This is a genomic window from Campylobacter concisus (assembly GCF_902460665.1).
In the GTDB taxonomy this organism is placed as follows: domain Bacteria; phylum Campylobacterota; class Campylobacteria; order Campylobacterales; family Campylobacteraceae; genus Campylobacter_A; species Campylobacter_A concisus_AL.
Window position 1 is genome coordinate 1 of sequence record NZ_CABPUR010000001.1, and the last position, 17,077, is coordinate 17,077.

Annotated in this window: 15 protein-coding genes, 3 tRNA genes, 1 other RNA gene and 1 pseudogene; 6 read left to right on the plus strand and 14 right to left on the minus strand. The window is 37.6% G+C overall.

Features of this window, described 5'->3' with window-relative positions; translation table 11 throughout:
- Positions 1-17 precede the first annotated feature (17 nt).
- The 4 genes from F3G66_RS00005 to F3G66_RS00020 all read left to right on the plus strand — a co-directional run bounded on the left by F3G66_RS00005 (position 18) and on the right by F3G66_RS00020 (position 1,556).
- Positions 18-93: transfer RNA gene (locus F3G66_RS00005), tRNA-Glu, on the plus strand.
- 18 nt (positions 94-111) lie between these two features.
- Positions 112-187: transfer RNA gene (locus tag F3G66_RS00010), tRNA-Val, on the plus strand.
- An 8-nt stretch (positions 188-195) separates the two neighbouring features.
- Positions 196-272: transfer RNA gene (locus tag F3G66_RS00015), tRNA-Asp, on the plus strand.
- A gap of 264 nt (positions 273-536) precedes the next feature.
- Positions 537-1,556 carry a bifunctional 3,4-dihydroxy-2-butanone 4-phosphate synthase/GTP cyclohydrolase II gene (locus tag F3G66_RS00020; RefSeq protein ID WP_149706727.1) on the plus strand — a complete coding sequence of 340 codons (1,020 nt, stop codon included), beginning with the start codon at positions 537-539 and terminating at the stop codon, positions 1,554-1,556.
- Between the two features lie 37 nt (positions 1,557-1,593).
- On the opposite strand, the gene panB is transcribed toward F3G66_RS00020, so the two are convergent.
- Complete coding sequence (gene panB, locus F3G66_RS00025; RefSeq protein ID WP_149706728.1) at positions 1,594-2,403, minus strand: 3-methyl-2-oxobutanoate hydroxymethyltransferase; 810 nt, start codon at positions 2,401-2,403, stop codon at positions 1,594-1,596.
- 86 nt (positions 2,404-2,489) lie between these two features.
- Between panB and F3G66_RS00030 the strand changes: the two genes are divergently transcribed.
- Positions 2,490-2,894 (plus strand): histidine phosphotransferase, encoded by a 405-nt coding sequence (locus F3G66_RS00030; protein WP_035167557.1) that lies wholly within the window; start codon positions 2,490-2,492, stop codon positions 2,892-2,894.
- A 26-nt stretch (positions 2,895-2,920) separates the two neighbouring features.
- Positions 2,921-3,279: a transfer-messenger RNA gene (ssrA, locus tag F3G66_RS00035) on the plus strand.
- A gap of 49 nt (positions 3,280-3,328) precedes the next feature.
- Here ssrA and F3G66_RS00040 read toward each other — a convergent pair.
- The 13 genes and pseudogenes from F3G66_RS00040 to F3G66_RS00095 all read right to left on the minus strand — a co-directional run bounded on the left by F3G66_RS00040 (position 3,329) and on the right by F3G66_RS00095 (position 16,919).
- Positions 3,329-4,216 carry a cache domain-containing protein gene (locus tag F3G66_RS00040; RefSeq protein WP_149706729.1) on the minus strand — a complete coding sequence of 296 codons (888 nt, stop codon included), beginning with the start codon at positions 4,214-4,216 and terminating at the stop codon, positions 3,329-3,331.
- Positions 4,209-4,580, minus strand: a complete 372-nt coding sequence (locus F3G66_RS00045) for an HIT family protein (RefSeq protein ID WP_149706730.1) — start codon at positions 4,578-4,580, stop codon at positions 4,209-4,211. Before F3G66_RS00045 ends, F3G66_RS00040 begins: the two co-directional genes overlap by 8 nt.
- Before the next feature lie 14 nt (positions 4,581-4,594).
- A complete protein-coding gene (locus F3G66_RS00050; RefSeq protein WP_085658227.1) occupies positions 4,595-5,635 on the minus strand; it encodes an AI-2E family transporter in 1,041 nt (346 codons plus the stop codon).
- 216 nt (positions 5,636-5,851) lie between these two features.
- Positions 5,852-6,931: a cytochrome C gene (locus F3G66_RS00055; protein WP_149706731.1), complete on the minus strand. Its 1,080-nt coding sequence runs from the start codon at positions 6,929-6,931 to the stop codon at positions 5,852-5,854.
- A 23-nt stretch (positions 6,932-6,954) separates the two neighbouring features.
- On the minus strand, positions 6,955-7,965 hold the full coding sequence (gene ruvB / locus F3G66_RS00060; RefSeq protein WP_021090089.1) for a Holliday junction branch migration DNA helicase RuvB: 1,011 nt from the start codon (positions 7,963-7,965) through the stop codon (positions 6,955-6,957).
- 49 nt (positions 7,966-8,014) lie between these two features.
- The gene (locus F3G66_RS00065) at positions 8,015-8,827 is read right to left on the minus strand and encodes a sensor histidine kinase (RefSeq protein WP_223154170.1); all 813 of its coding nucleotides are present in this window, start codon (positions 8,825-8,827) and stop codon (positions 8,015-8,017) included.
- 20 nt (positions 8,828-8,847) lie between these two features.
- The gene (locus tag F3G66_RS09530) at positions 8,848-9,129 is read right to left on the minus strand and encodes a hypothetical protein (protein WP_223154171.1); all 282 of its coding nucleotides are present in this window, start codon (positions 9,127-9,129) and stop codon (positions 8,848-8,850) included.
- Complete coding sequence (locus tag F3G66_RS00070) at positions 9,113-9,781, minus strand: response regulator transcription factor (RefSeq protein WP_054196949.1); 669 nt, start codon at positions 9,779-9,781, stop codon at positions 9,113-9,115. Before F3G66_RS00070 ends, F3G66_RS09530 begins: the two co-directional genes overlap by 17 nt.
- 90 nt (positions 9,782-9,871) lie before the next feature.
- The gene (gene nrfD, locus F3G66_RS00075; protein ID WP_149706732.1) at positions 9,872-10,807 is read right to left on the minus strand and encodes an NrfD/PsrC family molybdoenzyme membrane anchor subunit; all 936 of its coding nucleotides are present in this window, start codon (positions 10,805-10,807) and stop codon (positions 9,872-9,874) included.
- On the minus strand, positions 10,800-11,363 hold the full coding sequence (locus F3G66_RS00080; RefSeq protein ID WP_012140133.1) for a 4Fe-4S dicluster domain-containing protein: 564 nt from the start codon (positions 11,361-11,363) through the stop codon (positions 10,800-10,802). Before F3G66_RS00080 ends, nrfD begins: the two co-directional genes overlap by 8 nt.
- A 9-nt stretch (positions 11,364-11,372) precedes the next feature.
- Positions 11,373-13,646, minus strand: a pseudogene (gene phsA, locus F3G66_RS00085) (thiosulfate reductase PhsA).
- A 293-nt stretch (positions 13,647-13,939) separates the two neighbouring features.
- The gene (locus F3G66_RS00090) at positions 13,940-15,427 is read right to left on the minus strand and encodes an anaerobic C4-dicarboxylate transporter (RefSeq protein ID WP_149706733.1); all 1,488 of its coding nucleotides are present in this window, start codon (positions 15,425-15,427) and stop codon (positions 13,940-13,942) included.
- A 91-nt stretch (positions 15,428-15,518) separates the two neighbouring features.
- Positions 15,519-16,919, minus strand: a complete 1,401-nt coding sequence (locus F3G66_RS00095) for an aspartate ammonia-lyase (RefSeq protein WP_149706734.1) — start codon at positions 16,917-16,919, stop codon at positions 15,519-15,521.
- Between the last annotated feature and the right edge of the window lie 158 nt (positions 16,920-17,077).

A 17,077-nucleotide genomic window follows, 5' to 3' on the forward strand; every position in this document is an offset into this window, starting at 1 on the left:
ACCATTTTTGGGTTTATGACCCTTTCGTCTAGTGGCTCAGGACTCTACTTTCTCTGTGTAGAAACAGAGGTTCAAATCCTCTAAGGGTCGCCAGATATTTTTAAATTTTTAGGTCGCTTAGCTCAGTTGGTAGAGCGCCACCCTTACAAGGTGGATGTCATAAGTTCGAGTCTTATAGCGACCACCATTTTAGGTGCAGCGGTAGTTCAGTTGGTTAGAATGCCGCCCTGTCACGGCGGAGGTCGCGGGTTCGAGCCCCGTCCGCTGCGCCATCATTTATTCTTTGGCTTTCATTTTCACTGTTACTATAATTCTTAAAGCAAGTTTCTTTTATTGAAAATTTATATTTTTAAAATTTATGTATAAAATAAATTGAAAAATAAAATCTAATTTATCGCTACCAAATCACATATATTTAAAAATAAATCTTTTCTAAAATTTCTAAATAATTGATACAAGACAAATCAAAATTAATATTTTTATCTCTTAGTTATCAAAAAATCAATATAATCGTAAAAATTTAATAAGGGAAATTTATGGCATTAGAAAATGTATTAAAAGCGATTGAAGATATAAAAAATGGCAAAATGGTAATTATGGTCGATGACGAAGACCGTGAGAATGAAGGAGACTTGGTCTTTTCAGCGGTAAGCAGCGATATGCAAAAGGTAAATTTTGCGATCACTCATGCAAAAGGTGTGCTTTGCCTTGCAATGGATGAAGCAAATGCAAAAAGACTTGATTTGCCGCTAATGGTTTCTAAAAATACATCCAGTCACGAAACCGCATTTACTGTTACAATTGATGCAAAGGAGGCAACGACAGGCGTAAGTGCTTATGAGCGTGATATGACTATTAGACTTGCTGCTAGTACTGATTCGGTGCCTGAAAATTTTGTAAGGCCTGGGCATATATTTCCGCTTATTGCAAAAAAAGGTGGCGTCCTCGTTCGTACAGGTCACACTGAAGGATCAGTTGATCTTTGCAAACTCGCTGGCGTTAGCCCAATGGCAGCGATTTGTGAGATCGTAAAAGAAGATGGCACAATGGCAAGACGTGATTATTTGGAAGAATTCTGTAAAAAATTTAACCTAAATATGATAAGCGTTTCTGAATTAGTAGAATACAGACTTAGTCACGAAAGCTTAATAGAAGTTTCGCCTGCAAAGAGTGTAAAAATCTGTGGTTTTGAAGCAAAAAGATATGACATAAAAGATCACGAAAATAAAAATCACGCTGCCTATATTTTCGGAGAGATAAAAGCACAAACTAATGTAAAATTTCAAAAAATAAGTAAAGATCATGAGCTTTTAAGCGGAGATAAATTTGATAATTTATTAAAGGCATTGGATTTTTTAAGTAAAAATGGTGGAGTGTTACTATTTTTAGACAGCAATAAAAGCGATGCAAGCTCGCAAAAAGATTATGGCATTGGGGCACAAATTTTAAAGTATTTTGGCATAAGTGAAATTGAGCTTTTAAGCTCAAATAAAAATAAAGAATTTGTAAGCCTTGCAGGCTTTGGACTTGATATAAAAGGCTATAAAGAAATTTAATTTTGTCACGTTCTATTTAATGCGGATATTGCCCATCCTAGTAGCAAAATTCTTTACTTGGGAAAATTTTGCCTTTTACATCATTTGCGTAGGATTGCACACTCTTTCTTACAATATCCGCTCCATCAAGATAGCGTTTTACAAATTTTGGCTTAAAGTCCTCGAAAAATCCAAGCATATCAGACCATACAAGCACTTGTCCATCGACATTTACCCCAGACCCAATGCCAATAACTGGTACATGAACTTGCTTTGTTATCTCGCTAGCCACGCTACTCATCGTACCCTCAAGCAAGATACCAAATGCTCCAACTTGCTCAAACGCCAAAGCCTCTTCAATTAGTTTTTTTGCCTCGATCTCGCTTCTGCCCTTTATCTTATAGCCACCTTCAAATTTACAAAACTGAGGCTTTAAGCCAATGTGAGCCATAACGTTTATGCCCTCCTCACAAAGACGCTTCACTAAATTTACTTGGTGCATGCCAACTTCGAGCTTTACTGCATCAGCATTTGTCTGTTTAAAAAATTTCATCGCATTTTTTATCGCTTGCTTTTCATTTGTGTAGCTACCAAATGGCATATCAGCCATGATAAAAGTATTTTTAGCTCCGCTACAAACGGCCTTTGTATGATAAAGCATGGTATTCATGTCCGCACTTATCGTGCTTTCTTGCATATTAAAACTCATATTTAAGCTATCGCCAACCAAAATAATATCAGCATAATCATCAAAAAGCTTAGCAAATAACGCATCATAAGCGGTTATCATTACAATAGGCTCAATGCCTTTTTTGTTTTTTATATCATTTATGCTTAGTTTTTTCTTCTGAGTTTTTTCATTTTTCATTGCAAGCTCCAAGGATTTTTAGCTAAAAGGCTAACAATTTTATCAAATTTTTGCTACAATTACGCCAATTTCTTAAGGACATAAAAATGGGTATATTAAAAAGGCTTGAAATAGATTACTCTTATGATATAGTTGAAGAATTTTTATCTCACTATGCTTTAATGTGCGATTTACTCGAGCCTTTGATAATAAATTTAGGAAGAGCTGATAAATATAAAGATAGCATCCTAGAGCTTACTAGGATTTTTCATAATATTAAATCAGCAGCAGGATTCATGCATCTTGATCCGATATTAAAGCTTACAACTTTAGCTGAAGAGATAACTCAAGAGGCAAGAAGTCTAAAGGGTCCAGCAAATGATAAATTTATAGATTGGTTGCTACTTATTAGCGATCAGTTTAATAAATATAAAGATGATGTCGAGAACGATTTTGAATATTTTAGCGTTCTTGAACCAAAAATCATTGATGTGCCTGCAAAACTTAACTAAATAATTCACTAACCATTTTATTTTTTGGGAGCGACTTGGCTTCGACAGGAGCAGAGTGTGTACGGTGGCACGTCGCTTTGAGCAAAGCGTAAAAAGCTCAAATTAAATTTAAACGCAAACAACGTTAATTTCGCTCCTGCTTACGCTAAAGCTGCGTAAGTTCAGTTGAGCCTTGCTTAGTCTAATTCTAGCTAGGACAAAAGCAAGTAATTTAGCTAGAGTAGGCTCGCAAAGTGACTGTTTGCTAGCTGAAATTTTAGTCTTAGTCTAAATTTTGGTTTTGGAAAGTGAGCCTTTTTAGATGAAATTTTCACTTTTGCTAAGCGTGTAGAGGCTGTATGCATTTTGTTTTTGGACAGGGGTTCGATCCCCCTCGCTTCCACCATTCTTTTTATTTACACTACAAATACAAAAATTTATCAGATAAATAGAATCTAAAAAAGCTCTTCTGACTCGAAATAATTTTGTGAAATATTTCGCTCTTTTTCATTGGTATTTACATGAAGCACATAATAGCCTATCTGTGTGTTGCTAGCATCTATTAATGGTACCACGCAAAAGTAGTGCGTTTTATAAACGTAAAATTCATATTCTTTAAAATTAATATCACGCAAAAAACCTACTATGTTTAAATTTGCACTGCTTAAATTTTCGATGTAATAATCATTTAAAATTTGATCACTTGGAATGCTTTTACGTGATGGCATCTTGTCTTTAGCTAAAAGAACAAATAGATCAATTCCTTGCTTTTTAAAATAATTTCCAAGTGAGTCAAAATTTAACAAAACCTCGATGTTGCCAATAATTTTACCATCACGTATTACGTTTGAGACAGCCCTTATATGCGTTCCAGCATACCACGCCTCGATGCCAACCATGGGCTTGTTTTGATGCCTTGACTCTTGCACTAAAAACCTACTACTAGCGATCATATCGCCATATCTGTTTAGATCCCAACTCCTTACATAGCTTTTTAGATCTTTATCATAAATATGAAGCTTAATGTTGTTATACATAGATGCTGTGCCAAGGGTTTTGGTTAAATTTTCAATATTTTTTATACATTCATCGCGACTTTGCCATAGCAAGCACATTTGTATGGATTCATTTTGAGCAAGTAAGATAGAGATCGCCATTGATGAAAATTTCTCATCATCTATACCTTTATTAAGCTGTTTTACCTGGTAATCAAAAAAGACTCGCATATTATTTTGCATCTTTTCAGCCATATAAGAGCTGTAAAGAAAGTAAAAAAGCCCTCCAAGTACTATGATAAAGATAAAAACGATATAGAAATTAAGATATTTTTTATATTTATTCAAAACTAGCCCTTAACTTTTCTTCTAAAAATTTTGCAAATTTATTAAATTCTGGCAACGCAAGCTCGCTTTTTCTTTTTGGATTAGCCCAAACGCTATCTGGAAAAAATGCGTCATCACTAAATCTAGCAATAACATGAATATGCACGTGTGGCACGTAGTTTCCAAAGCTTGCAATGTTTATTTTAGTTGGTTTATAAAACTCAAGCATAGCCTTTTCGCTTATAAGCATCGCCTCAAAAAGCCTAACTCTACTTGCCTCATCGCAGTCGCTTAGCTCACGAAATGGCTTAATGGTAAAAATTTTTATCCATGGAAGTTCATTGTCTTCACGCTCGATTTTTATAAATTTATCTTCATAGATCATATTTGTTCCTATTTTTATACAAAATTTCTCTCTCTTAAAAGCGTATAAAGCTTGATAGTCGAGATAAAAAATGTCACGATCGCCGGTCCAAGGATCACACCCCAAAACCCAAATGTCGTGATGCCGGCGAGCATCGCAAAGAATATAAGAAGTTCATTTATCTTTGTTGGTATTTTGACCAGCTTTGAGTTTATAAATTTAATAACAAGTGGCTTTAAAAGCGTATCAGCTGCAAATGAGATCACTACGATCGTATAAATTGCGATAGTTATCGCTGCTGCTGTGTTGCCATTTGCAAACTCATAAATGCTAATAGGCCCCCATGCCAAAATACCGCCAACAACTGGAATAAGCGAAGCAAAGCTAAAAAAGATGCCAGTTAGCACGCCGTCATAGCCGTAAAAGCTTGTGACAATAGCAAATAAAAAGCCTTGGATTATCATATTTGCAATGGTTGAATAAAAAACCACACTCATCACGTTACCAACCTCACTTAAAATAGACTCTGTGTCATCTTGCTTTAGCGGAAGTGCATATTTTAGATAGCTGATTAGTTCATTGCCATAAAGATTGCAAAAGAAGAAAAAGACCAAGATAATGATCATATCAACGCCAAATTTAAGGCTTAACTTACCCAGGCTTGCAAGATTTGTCGCAAGTTGAGAAAAAAGCATTTTAATATCAAGTCCACCAATAAATTCTTTTATCTTTGGCTCTAAAAAATTTATCGACTCAGGCATCCTAAAATCATAATTTTTAATAAATTCAATAGTCTTTGTGACATTGTTTATATCAAAGCCAGCTGCGTATTTTGCGATCTCAACCACCGCATAAAGAAGTGGGGCGATAAATAAGCAAAGAAGCACAGATGTGGTAAGAGCCGATGAAAGCGTCTTGCGGTTTTTAGTGAGCGATAAAAATGCGATTTGGACATTTGAAACCGCGACAGCAAGCAGTGCAGCGATAAAAATATCAAGCAGATATGGTTTAAAAAGATAGACCACCAAAGCCAAAGCACAAAATACAAAAATTCCAAAAAATAGTCTATTGTTCATCTTGCTCCCTTAAAATGGGGTAATTATAGCAAATTTATCAAAGCTACTAATTTGCTTCACAAATTTGCTCAATCTCTTTGCCATCAAGCTTGCAAAGCTAGCAAGTGTGGCTAGGCTTTTGGTATTTTTAGCATGCTACTAGCGCTTAGTAAATTTAGATAAATTTATAGTTTTACGCAAAATTTCTAGCTCAAAAGCTCCTACAAATTTAGCCTTTTACGTGCACTGAAAATTTGCTCCGATGATCTCACATTCATCACAGATTTGAACATATATAGTTCCCTCGCCATCTACTAGACTTCCAAGAGGAATTTGTGCTAGATACTTCATGCTTTTGCTACATTTTGGACATTTTAAATGCTCAGCATCTTGCTCCCACTGCGGATATCCACCAAGTAAAATTTCGCTATCTATCATATATGAGTAGTGAGCGCAAACCTCGCTAGCTAGCTCAAAATTTTGCCCATCGAGCGTTGCCACAGCATCTCTTAAATAATCTTCGCTATCACCCTCGCCTACTATCTCTGTTTGCACGCTATTGCCATCATTTTGGTAAAAGTACTGCACAAGGCCAACGCATGTTGGGCAAAATTTAAGCACAGCATCGTTTTTTAGCTCTAGTCCAAGTCGCTTTAGACTCTCTTTTTTGATGATAAATTCCAGCATCTCACCGCTACAAAATTTACATTTTTCATCACTCAGTGCTTTAAATTTAACGCTTGCCTCTGCACTTTGGCTTGGCTCACATGTAAAACACTTATCAAAAACTAGGCTTTTTCTCTTACCACTCTCGTCAAAGCTCCAGCCAGCAACCTGAGCGTATGCATCAGTATCGACGTGAAGCTTTGCCTTCCAAGGCTTTGGCGCATTATAAAGCTTAAAAAATAGCTCCCTCACCACCTCATCGCCCTGCCATGCAAGTGCACAAAGGATATGATTTATTTTTACGATATTTTCAGCGCCATTTAGACTATTTATGAGCTCATCTCTCACGTCACTTGGGGCGTTTTTGTAAATTTCAAATGGATAGTACTCACACTCTTTGGTCACTTCTTTTATTATCTGCTCGTCGCAAATGCCATGCAGGTAGAAAATATAGACAAGATCGCTATAAATTTCATCATATTTGCCTATCTCGTCTGTGTGAGCTAGGACATTTTTTAGCTTTTGTTTGATCTCATCTTCGCTTAAGCCTTGATAAAACTCCAACTTCTCTTTTTGCCTGCAATCATAGCAGATCCCGTCAAAGTAAATCGTCCTTTGCTCGCACTTAGGACAAAGATATGGCTCGCCCATTTTTGCTCCAAATTTAAATTTCGCTACTCAAAAAGCCCTTTTTCGATGTCAATCTTGACGTTAAAGGTCTCAAAACACTTCGCACTAGCGATCCTGCCCTTTGCGGTGCGCTCGATAAAGCCATTTGCAAGCAGATATGGCTCGATGACGTCCTCAACCGTGCCCTCGTCCTCACTAAGTGCCGCAGCGATCGTGCTCAGCCCCATAGGACGGCGCCTTGCTTGCATCAAAATTTCTAAATACCTAATATCCATCTCGTCAAATCCAAGAGAATTTACACCAAGCGCATTAAGTCCCTCTTTTGCACGCTCATGGCTGATGATTTGCTCGTCATTTACCTCGGCAAAGTCGCGGATACGCTTTAGTAGCCTAAGAGCGATCCTTGGCGTGGCACGTGAGCGTTTGGCAATCTCAAGCGAGGCGTTTTTGTCGCACTCTTTGCCAAGCTTGGCAGAGGCTATCTGCACGATACGGCTTAGCTCGCTGCTTGTGTAAAACTGCAGTCTAAAGTCCATCCCAAAGCGGTCTCTTAAAGGCGCTGAGATCATGCCAGCACGCGTCGTTGCGCCAATAAGTGTAAATTTTGGCAAGTCTATCTTGATAGTCTGGGCAGCCGGCCCTGAGCCTATGATAATGTCTAGCCTAAAGTCCTCCATCGCAGGGTAAAGCACCTCTTCGATAGCTGGGCTTAGGCGGTGGATCTCGTCGATAAAAAGCACGTCGCCCTCTTGTAAATTTGTAAGGATCGCCGCAAGGTCGCCACTCTTTTCTATCATCGGCGCTGCAGTCATTTTGATGCTTACGCCCATTTCGTTTGCGATGATGTGAGCAAGGGTAGTTTTACCAAGTCCTGGAGGGCCGTAAAATAGCACGTGATCTAGGCACTCGTTTCGCTTTTTGGCTGCTTTTATAAAGACGTCTAAATTTTGTTTTATCTTTTCTTGACCGATGTAGTCTTCAAATTTGGTCGGTCTAAGCGAGACTTCAAAGTCATTTTCAAAGCTTACTTTTTCGATTTCAACGATTCTATCCAAAGTTTTTCCTTCTAAATTTAAGGCTTCATTTTACGCTTTTATGCTTAATTTAAGCTCGTTTAAATTTATAATAAAAGGTGCTGCCCTCGCCGTAGACGCTATCAACGCCGTATAAAATGTCATGTTTTTGACAAATTTCACTGACGATATTTAGCCCAAGTCCAAAGCCACCTTGGATTTCATCCTCTCTGACGTATCTTTTCCAGACCTTTTTGACGTCCTTTATCCCCTTGCCAAAGTCTTGCACACTAAGCTTTATGCACTCATTCTCAAAGCTTAAATTTATTAGTATTTCGCTCTCTTTTTGACTGTATTTTATAGCGTTTGTGATGGTGTTATCGATGATGCGCTGAGCTTCGACCTTGCTTAACATAGTAAATGCATCGCCTTCTAAATTTGTCTTTATCTCGATGTGTTTGACATCGGCCACGCTTGAGAGAAATTTCACTCGCTCTATTATGTATTCGCCTAAATTTAGCCGCTCAAGTGGGAATTTTATATAGCCTCGCTTTATGAAGTATTCGACATCTTCGTAGGTTATTTGCATCTGTTTTAGGGCATTTTTGATGCGTGTAATGTATTTATTATCAAGTCCAAGCATCTCAAGGTTCATGCCAGCTACGCCAAGTGGGGTCTTTAGCTCGTGCATGGCGTCGTTAAAGAAGTTATTCATGTATTTTTGAAACTCTTTATAGGGCTTAACGCTACTTAGATATAAAAAATAGACGATAAAAAGCACCGCTACAAGGATGACAAGGAGCATAAGTGCCGCTAGAAATATACTTTTTTCATTATCAAGCTCTTTTTCAACGACAATATAATAAGGCGTTTTATCCTTTATAAAAAAGCTTTTATAAAACAAGCAGCCATTTTCTTCAAGTGTTACAAATTTAAAGTTGCTTGGTTGCTTGGCTGCTTGGCGAGATTTGAAATAATTGGATTAAAATTTACATCATAGATCGCAAATTTATACTTTAAAGAAGGAGTTATATTTTCATTTTTTAAAAACGAATTTTTGATAATAGTTTCATGCTTCATCGCACCAAAAAGAGCTTTTGAAGTGCTGTTTTTTTGGCTTAAATTTAAGATCACAAAGCTTTGAAAACAAAAAAGCGACATTATCACAAATGTCGCTATAATCTGGATCTTAAAGCTCTTGTGCATCTATCTTGTAGCCTATACGCCTCTTTGAAGTGATAAAGTCACTGGTTGTTTTGTTTCTTATCTTTAAAACGTGCATTCTGATATCAGCGCCTTCTATCTCTTTATCATTCCAGACAAGATCTCTTAGCTCTTCCATGCTGACGTAAGAATTTAGATGTGAAACTAGACACTCGACAAGTGCGACTTCTTTTGCGCTAAGATCGACCATTTTGCCGTTTTTAAATAGCGCACGCTTGTTTAGATTAAAGCTAAACTCGTCATTGATCTTTACTATGTTTTTATCGTCAGTTCCATAGTATTTTCTCATAAGCTCAGCTACTCTAAATTTAAGCTCAGCTAGCTCAAATGGCTTTTTTAGATACTCATTACAGCCAAGCTCGTAGCCAATCGCCATATCGCCTATATCAACTAAAGATGTTGTTATCATGATAGGAGCGTTTGGATTTAAGCTCCTTATGTACTTGATAACCTCATGTCCATTTACGCCAGGTACTTTTATATCAAGTATAAAAAGATGATAGAAATTTTTCTCTATCAGATCGCAGGCCTCCTGACCGTCACTCACCGCTGTAACTTCATAACCAAGCGTCTGTAAAAACTCACAGACGCTCTCTTGAAACCCTAAATCATCTTCTAAAAGCAAAATTTTCAAATCTCTCTCCTAAAAAATAAGTTTTATTAAGATTTAGCCCTATTGTAATATTTAATAGGTAAATTCAAAATTAAAATTATTTTTTAAGCATTAAATAAAAATTTGCCCCGCATAGACAATGTAACACCTTAGCAAAAAGACACCACATATTACGAATAATGCGTTGATCACGGCAAATTCGCGTTTAAAATCATGCACCTTTAAAACGCTTAAGTCTAAAATGATAGGCAAAGCCATACCAAAACCAATGACGCCAATATAAAACATCAGCCCAAGAGAATTTGCACTAAGTGCGTTTGCTACGCTCTGCGCACCACTTGTGCTTGCACCTTTTACAACCATAAATAGAGCAACTATGAGCAAAAACTCAACAATAATCGCAAAAAAATCAAATTTTAATAAATAGTGTGCAATATCGTTTTGCCTTTTTGCCTTATCTTTTAACACGCCAACAAGTAACGTAAATGCACCAGCACAGCTCAAACCTGATACTAAAAATAATACTGGCAAGACTGATGTATTCCAAAGTGCGATCTTGTGAGCTGCGCTTAGCAAAAAGCCTGTATATGCACCAACGCCAATGCCTAGGATAAAAAGCAAAATTTCAAGTAGGCTTGAAAGCTTGCTAACAAAATTTGCAACTATGTCAAAAAGAGAAATTTTAAGCATTGCAATCTCGTTTTTAAATGCGCCAAGCGCGTATATAACGCTAAGAGGCGTATAAACTAGAAGCAGTGCAACGCCTATTGACATGACTGAGTCAAAGTTGTAAAGCAAAAGTATCCAGTAAAAGCTAAGTGGCTTGCCAAGATCAAGCACCAAAAGAGCAAGTCCAAGAATGATCGCTAATGGAGCGATAAAAGCGGCTGCTTTAAAGTAGTAGTTCTCTTTGCCATATTTTTTTGAAATGAGCACAGCAACGATGCTAGCACCCGCACTAAGTCCTGCTAAAAATAGATAAACGGCTATCGGCCAGCCCCAGTAAATTTCAGAGTATTGAGCTAGGCTTCCTGACATGTTATTCATGGTGTGCTCCTTTTGTATTTGCGATCATCGCAAGTGAAGGTTTTGTGTTTAACTCCGCTTTTGGCAAGTAGTATTTGCTCTCTTTTAATTTCTTTGAAATTTTAGAGTTTTCATCATTTACGTCGCCAAAAGTTAGGGCATTTGTAGGGCAGACGCTAACACATGCTGGCTCTTTGCCCTCTTCTAGCCTACTCTCATAGCAAAATGTGCATTTGCCTATCTCTCCATCTGGCAAGACATAGCGAGCGTCGTATGGACAGGCTAGGATGCAGTACTTGCAGCTAACGCAAATTCTATGATCAAGCAGCGTCACGCCATCAGCCGTTTTAAAGCTAGCGCCAGTTGGGCAAACCTCAACACAAGGTGCATCTTCGCACATAACGCAGCTTTGACGTAAAAAGTCAGTCTTTAAATTTGGAAATGTCCCACTCATCTTTGCATGCACCTGCAAGCGGTAAAGTCCCCTTGGCACGTTGTTTGCACTTCTACATGCTACCGAACAGCCTTGACAGCCGATGCATAAATTTTCATCATGTATCATCATATATTTTTTCATTTTCTATCCTTACGCTTTACTTATGCTAACGCCAACATTTGTAACCATGGTTGCAGCTACTGGACCCTCGGCTGGATCAAGAAGCACGCTTGTGTTAAGCCCTACGTGATCTATGCTCTTAAGAGCTGGAGTGATGTGTCCAAAGCCATGATAGATAAAGAGTGTATCTTCTCTAATGCCCTCAGTTACCATAAGCTTGCCCTTTTGCTCGCCAAATTTATTTTTCACCACGACCATATCGCCATCACGTAAATTTTTACGTTTAGCTGTTTTTGGATTTATCCAGATAGGGCTATCACTCATAAGATCATGAAGCGACGGCACCGCCTGAGTATGTCCATTGGTATGAATAGGCGTTTTGCCACAAGTTAGACAAAGATCATGTCCATCAAATGTATCCATATCTTTGTCATTTAGCGCGCCATATCCTGCAAACTGCGCCTCGACATCAGGCAAAAATAGCTCTATCTTGCCGCTTTTTGTTTTAAGCTTAGCCATATCATCCATTAGACCATTTTCACCTACAAATTTAGCAGCAACTGGATATTTAGCGATAAATTTATCGATCATGCCTTTTTCTCTAAACAAAATTCCCGGCTCATCCCACGTGATAAAACCATCTTTTTCCAGCGTAGCAAGTAAATTTACATCTCCACCAGCTTGCTGCATCCTAAACTCACGTATGTCGTTCCAAGTGTAAAGCTCATCTATCTTCATGCGGCGTGCTAGCTCTCTAAAGATAAACGCCCCATCTTTTGTGTCACCAACTGGATCAATAACTTTATTTCTTATCATATAAGCTGGCTTTAGACCTGACTTATCCTCTATGCCCTCGTCGCGCTCAAGGTAGCTACTCTCAGGCAAGATGACATCAGCAAATGTCGCCATATCGTTTAGATAGACATCGCTTACCACGATAAAATCAAGCTTCTTTATCGCCTCTATGCTCTTCATCGTCTCAGCAACGTTTATTAGGTGGTTAAAGCGGATGTTAAACCAGCCTTTTATGGCGTAAGGCTTCTCGTTTAAGATAGCGTCATTTATATCCATCAAAACGCCATGTTTTCTGCTTACAAATTTATGCCTACCAGTCTCGCCAGCAAAGTCAAGTCTAGTGACTTTTGGTACTTTAAATTTCTCATCTGGATTTTTAAGAACTGGGAATTTATCCTCGCCAACTAGCTTGTTAAAGGTTTTAGCATTTTTACCGCCAAAAAGACCGCCTTTAACCTCCCAGTTGCCCATCATCGCATTTGCCACCATGATGGCTTTTGTCCTCATATATTCAGCTCTTGTCGTAGTGGTCTTATGTCCAAAATCAAAAATAACTCTTGGAGCAGCTTTATAAATTTCATCGGCGATGCGTCTAACATCACTTGCTTTTATGCCAGTGATTGCCTCTTGCCACTCAGGCGTTTTGCCCTCTACGCTTTTAACGATCTCATCAAAGCCAATTGTAAATTTCTAAATAAATTCTTTATCGTAAGTGCCATTTTGTATCCATGTATTTATGATAGCTAGCACAAAAGCTAGATCGGTACCAGGTCTAACTGGCAGCCACTCATCAGCCTTTGAAGCCACTACGCTAAATCTTGGCTCAAGCACAAGTAGCTTTGTATCTTTTTTAGCTGCGAATTTAGCAAGCTTTTTAGCATCGGCTATAACTATGCCTTCAAAAAGATTATGACCAAAATTTACAACGTATTTTGCATTTGCAAAGTCTCTTTTTAGCTTAGCTATGCCATACATCTGCTCACAGACCATCTGATATGTGATCGGACAGCACGAAAAGTGTGAAAAGCAGTTTGGCGAGCCATAAGCTGAGGCAAAATTTACCATTAGCTTATGTGTTTGCGAGCTTTTACAGGTAAAGACAAAGCTTTCTGGGCCATACTTTTGCTTGATCTCAAGCATTTTTGAAGCAACTAGATCAAGTGCCTCGTCCCAGCTGGCCTCGCGCCACTTATTTTCGCCTCTCTCACCAACCCTGATCAAAGGCTTTTTGACTCTATTTTCGTCATAAAGCTGGCTAAAACCAGAGCCACCTCTTGCACAAAGCGAAGTCGCCGTACCGCCAGCTTTTGGATTACCACTTAAGAAGCAAATTTTATTATCAACGATCTTTGCTTCAATAGGGCATCTTGAAGAGCACATCTCGCAAAAGCTACGGACGTACTTCTCATCTTGCTTTGCAGCATTTTCCAAAGCACCGCCCGGCAAGGACGATGCAACCATACTAACTCCAGCACCGAATTTTAAAAATTCTCGTCTATTTAAGCTCATCTTTCTCCCTTTAAAAGATATTTGCCTTTAGTTATTCTAGTATTTAAAGTTGAAAATAAAATTAAATTCTACTTAATATTTATATTTAGATTTTTAGTTTTAAAAAATTAATATTCTAATATCAAAATAAGTAAAATTCTAAAAATGATAAATTTAATTAATATAATTTTTAGCGCAATCTTATAAAAATTTTGGATATAAAATTTTGGTTAAGAATTTTGAATAGAAATTAAAAATTTTAAAGGGGTTTAAAAAGCCGAGAGAGATCTCGGCTTAAGTTTGATTTAAAATACTTATAAAAGTATCGGAGCTACTAAAAATCCAAGTGCAACAGAAAAAACAATAGCTAAAACACCTGGAATAAAAAATGAGTGGTTGAATATATATTTACCTATCCTAGTTGTTCCAGTATCATCCATTTGAACGGCTCCAAGTAGTGTCGGATATGTTGGCAATACAAACAATGCTGAAACTGCAGCAAATGACGCAACTAAAATATATGCGTCACCGTTATTTGCAGCAGTTAAACCAAGTGCGGTTATAACCGTAGGAATAAGTGCCTTTGCGGTAGCAGCTTGAGAATAAAGAAGCATACTAGCAAAAAATAGCGCAACAGCTAGCATAAACGGATAATCTTTAACAAAATCGCCGGCAAAATTTTTGATCGCATCAGTGTGATTTACCACGAAAGTATCTCCAAGCCACGCTACACCTAACACACAGACGCACGCGGTCATACCACTTTTAAATGTAGCTGTATTAAATAACTTATCGACTTTAACGCCACAAGTTAGTGTGATTAAAGTAGCGATAACTAGCATAAAGCTCATAATAGCGTTATCTCTAGTTAATACCAACACCTTTGTAGGCTTATCTGGATCTTCTACATATTTTACATTAGTAGTTGAGTCAGTTTTGACTTTTATATCTTTTGCGACAAGTTCATTAAATTTATCTGGACTTTTGGTCTCATAAATTTTTTCATAGCCTGTTACATAGCTTGGTTTTATCCAGCCTACGTTTTTACTAATAGCAGTAGCATACAAAACGACAGAGATAACGCCAACTAGGAATATTAAAACAGATAGTTTAGCTCCTTTTGGAAGCTCTTTTTTCTCTTCGATTTTAACATCTTTGATTAGCCCTTCTTTAAGTCTTCTTTGATACTCTTTATCGCTACTTAGATCAAGATTATAAAATATATTTATAACAAGAGCTGTTAGCATACAACCAATAAAAGTTGTAGGTATCCAGATAGCTAATAGTAATGGATAACTAATGCCAAGTCCACCCAAAGCATGCTCACCAGCCATAAATACAACCGCTGCTGAAACTGGGCTTGCTGTAATAGCTATCTGACTAGCAACAACAGCTATACTAAGAGGCGCGCTAGGCTTAATATTTTGTGTCTTTGCAACTTCGGTAATAACTGGAATCATAGAAAATGCTGTGTGTCCAGTACCGGCAAATACAGTTAGCAGATAAGTGACAACTGGAGCTAAGAAATTTATGTATTTTGGATGTTTTCTTAGCACCCCTTCGGCTATTTGTACCAAATAATCAAGGCCACCTGCTACTTGCATCGCTGTAATAGCGGCTATAACGGACATAATGATTAAAATAACATCCCAAGGTATACTACCTGCTTTTAATCCAAGTCCTAAAGTTAAAACTACGACGCCAATACCACCAGCATAACCAATGGCCATACCGCCTAGTCTAACACCCAAGAATATCGCACCAAAGAGCACGATCAACTGCAATATCAATGAAATATCCATTGAAAACTCCTCTATTAAATTTTATAACTAAAATTTTTACTTAAGCGTGTCAGAATTTTGACACGCTTTTAATAATACTTTGCTTAAATTTTTACCTAACCATGCTTGGATTTAGCATATTTTTTGGCTCTAAAATTTTGTCGATTTCCTCTTTTTTGAGGTAGCCTCTCTCTAAGCAGATATCGCCTACGGCTTTGCCCGTTTGCAATGCTTCTTTAGCGATGCTTGCGGATTTTTCGTAGCCGATATATGGGTTAAACGCAGTTACGATACCGACTGATCCGAGCACTGATTTTAAGCATGCTTCAGGATTTGCGGTTAGTTTTCTAACGGCTTTTTCGGCTAGGGTTTTCATCGCGTTTTCAAGGATGAAGATAGAGTTAAATAGCGCGTAAGCAATGCCCGGCTCAAATGCGTTTAGCTCAAATTCGCCCCTCTCGCTGCAAAGCATGATAGTTACGTCGTTACCGATTACTTCATAGCATGCTTCGCCTACAACCTCAGCGATAACTGGGTTTACTTTGCCTGGCATGATTGAGCTGCCTGGTTGCATTTGCGGTAAATTTATCTCGCCAAGGCCGCATCTTGGACCTGAGTTCATTAAGCGAAGGTCATTTGCGATTTTTGAAAGTCTAACAGCTGCAGTTTTTAATGCACCACTTACGTGAACGAAGTCTGCTGTATCTTGTGTAGCTGCGATGAAATCATCAGCTTTTTTGAAATCAACACCAGTGATATCTTTTAACTTTTTAACAACTACATTTTTATAATCAGGATGGCAGTTAATACCTGTACCAATCGCAGTTGCACCCATATTTAGATATGTCATTGACTCGCGTGCAGCTGTGATCTTTTCGATATCGCTTTTAATGTAGCTTGCAAATGCGTTAAATGTATTGCCAAGTGTTGTAGGAACTGCGTCCTCAAGCTCAGTTCTGCCCATTTTAATGATATCTTTAAAATCTTTTGCTTTTTTATCAAGTTCATCTTTTAGTAGATTCATCGCAGCAAGCAAATCAGTAAGTTTTGCGTAAGTTGCCACTTTTATTGAGCTTGGGTAAGTGTCATTTGTGCTTTGTCCAAGGTTTGTATGATCGTTTGGATGGATGTATTGATACTCACCTTTTTTATGACCCATGCTCTCAAGCGCGATGTTTGTAATAACCTCGTTTGCATTCATATTTGTACTTGTTCCAGCACCACCTTGGACCATATCAACCACAAATTGATCTAAAAACTCACCTGCTATTACTCTATCAGCGGCTTTTGCTAGCGTATCAGCGATCTTAGGATCTAAAACGCCAACCTCTTTATTTGCAAGTGCAGCTGCTTTTTTGATTTGTGCAAATGCTTTTACAAAGTATGGATACTCTTTTAGTGTTCTACCGCTCATGTGAAAATTTTCGGTAGCTCTAAATGTTTGGATACCATAATAAAAATCGTTAGAGATTTCCAACTCACCTATAAAATCGTGTTCTTTTCTGGTTGCCATAACCATTCTCCTTATAAAAAAATGTATTAATGAAATTATATAGATATTTAATATTTTAAATATTAATTACTACTTTATTTTTTTAAGCTTTGACTTTTAACCTAGATAAAACGACTTTTGGAGAAAAATTTATAGTAGCTTTTAAGCTATATTTAATA

What these genes read in the sequence shown, in the direction of transcription:
- F3G66_RS00020 (WP_149706727.1), top strand. Translation starts at nt 537, where the DNA reads ATGGCATTAGAAAATGTATTAAAAGCGATTGAAGATATAAAAAATGGC.
- panB (WP_149706728.1), bottom strand. Translation starts at nt 2,403, where the DNA reads ATGAAAAATGAAAAAACTCAGAAGAAAAAACTAAGCATAAATGATATA.
- F3G66_RS00030 (WP_035167557.1), top strand. Translation starts at nt 2,490, where the DNA reads ATGGGTATATTAAAAAGGCTTGAAATAGATTACTCTTATGATATAGTT.
- F3G66_RS00045 (WP_149706730.1), bottom strand. Translation starts at nt 4,580, where the DNA reads ATGATCTATGAAGATAAATTTATAAAAATCGAGCGTGAAGACAATGAA.
- F3G66_RS00050 (WP_085658227.1), bottom strand. Translation starts at nt 5,635, where the DNA reads ATGAACAATAGACTATTTTTTGGAATTTTTGTATTTTGTGCTTTGGCT.
- F3G66_RS00055 (WP_149706731.1), bottom strand. Translation starts at nt 6,931, where the DNA reads ATGGGCGAGCCATATCTTTGTCCTAAGTGCGAGCAAAGGACGATTTAC.
- F3G66_RS09530 (WP_223154171.1), bottom strand. Translation starts at nt 9,129, where the DNA reads ATGCACAAGAGCTTTAAGATCCAGATTATAGCGACATTTGTGATAATG.
- nrfD (WP_149706732.1), bottom strand. Translation starts at nt 10,807, where the DNA reads ATGAATAACATGTCAGGAAGCCTAGCTCAATACTCTGAAATTTACTGG.
- F3G66_RS00080 (WP_012140133.1), bottom strand. Translation starts at nt 11,363, where the DNA reads ATGAAAAAATATATGATGATACATGATGAAAATTTATGCATCGGCTGT.
- F3G66_RS00090 (WP_149706733.1), bottom strand. Translation starts at nt 15,427, where the DNA reads ATGGATATTTCATTGATATTGCAGTTGATCGTGCTCTTTGGTGCGATA.
- F3G66_RS00095 (WP_149706734.1), bottom strand. Translation starts at nt 16,919, where the DNA reads ATGGCAACCAGAAAAGAACACGATTTTATAGGTGAGTTGGAAATCTCT.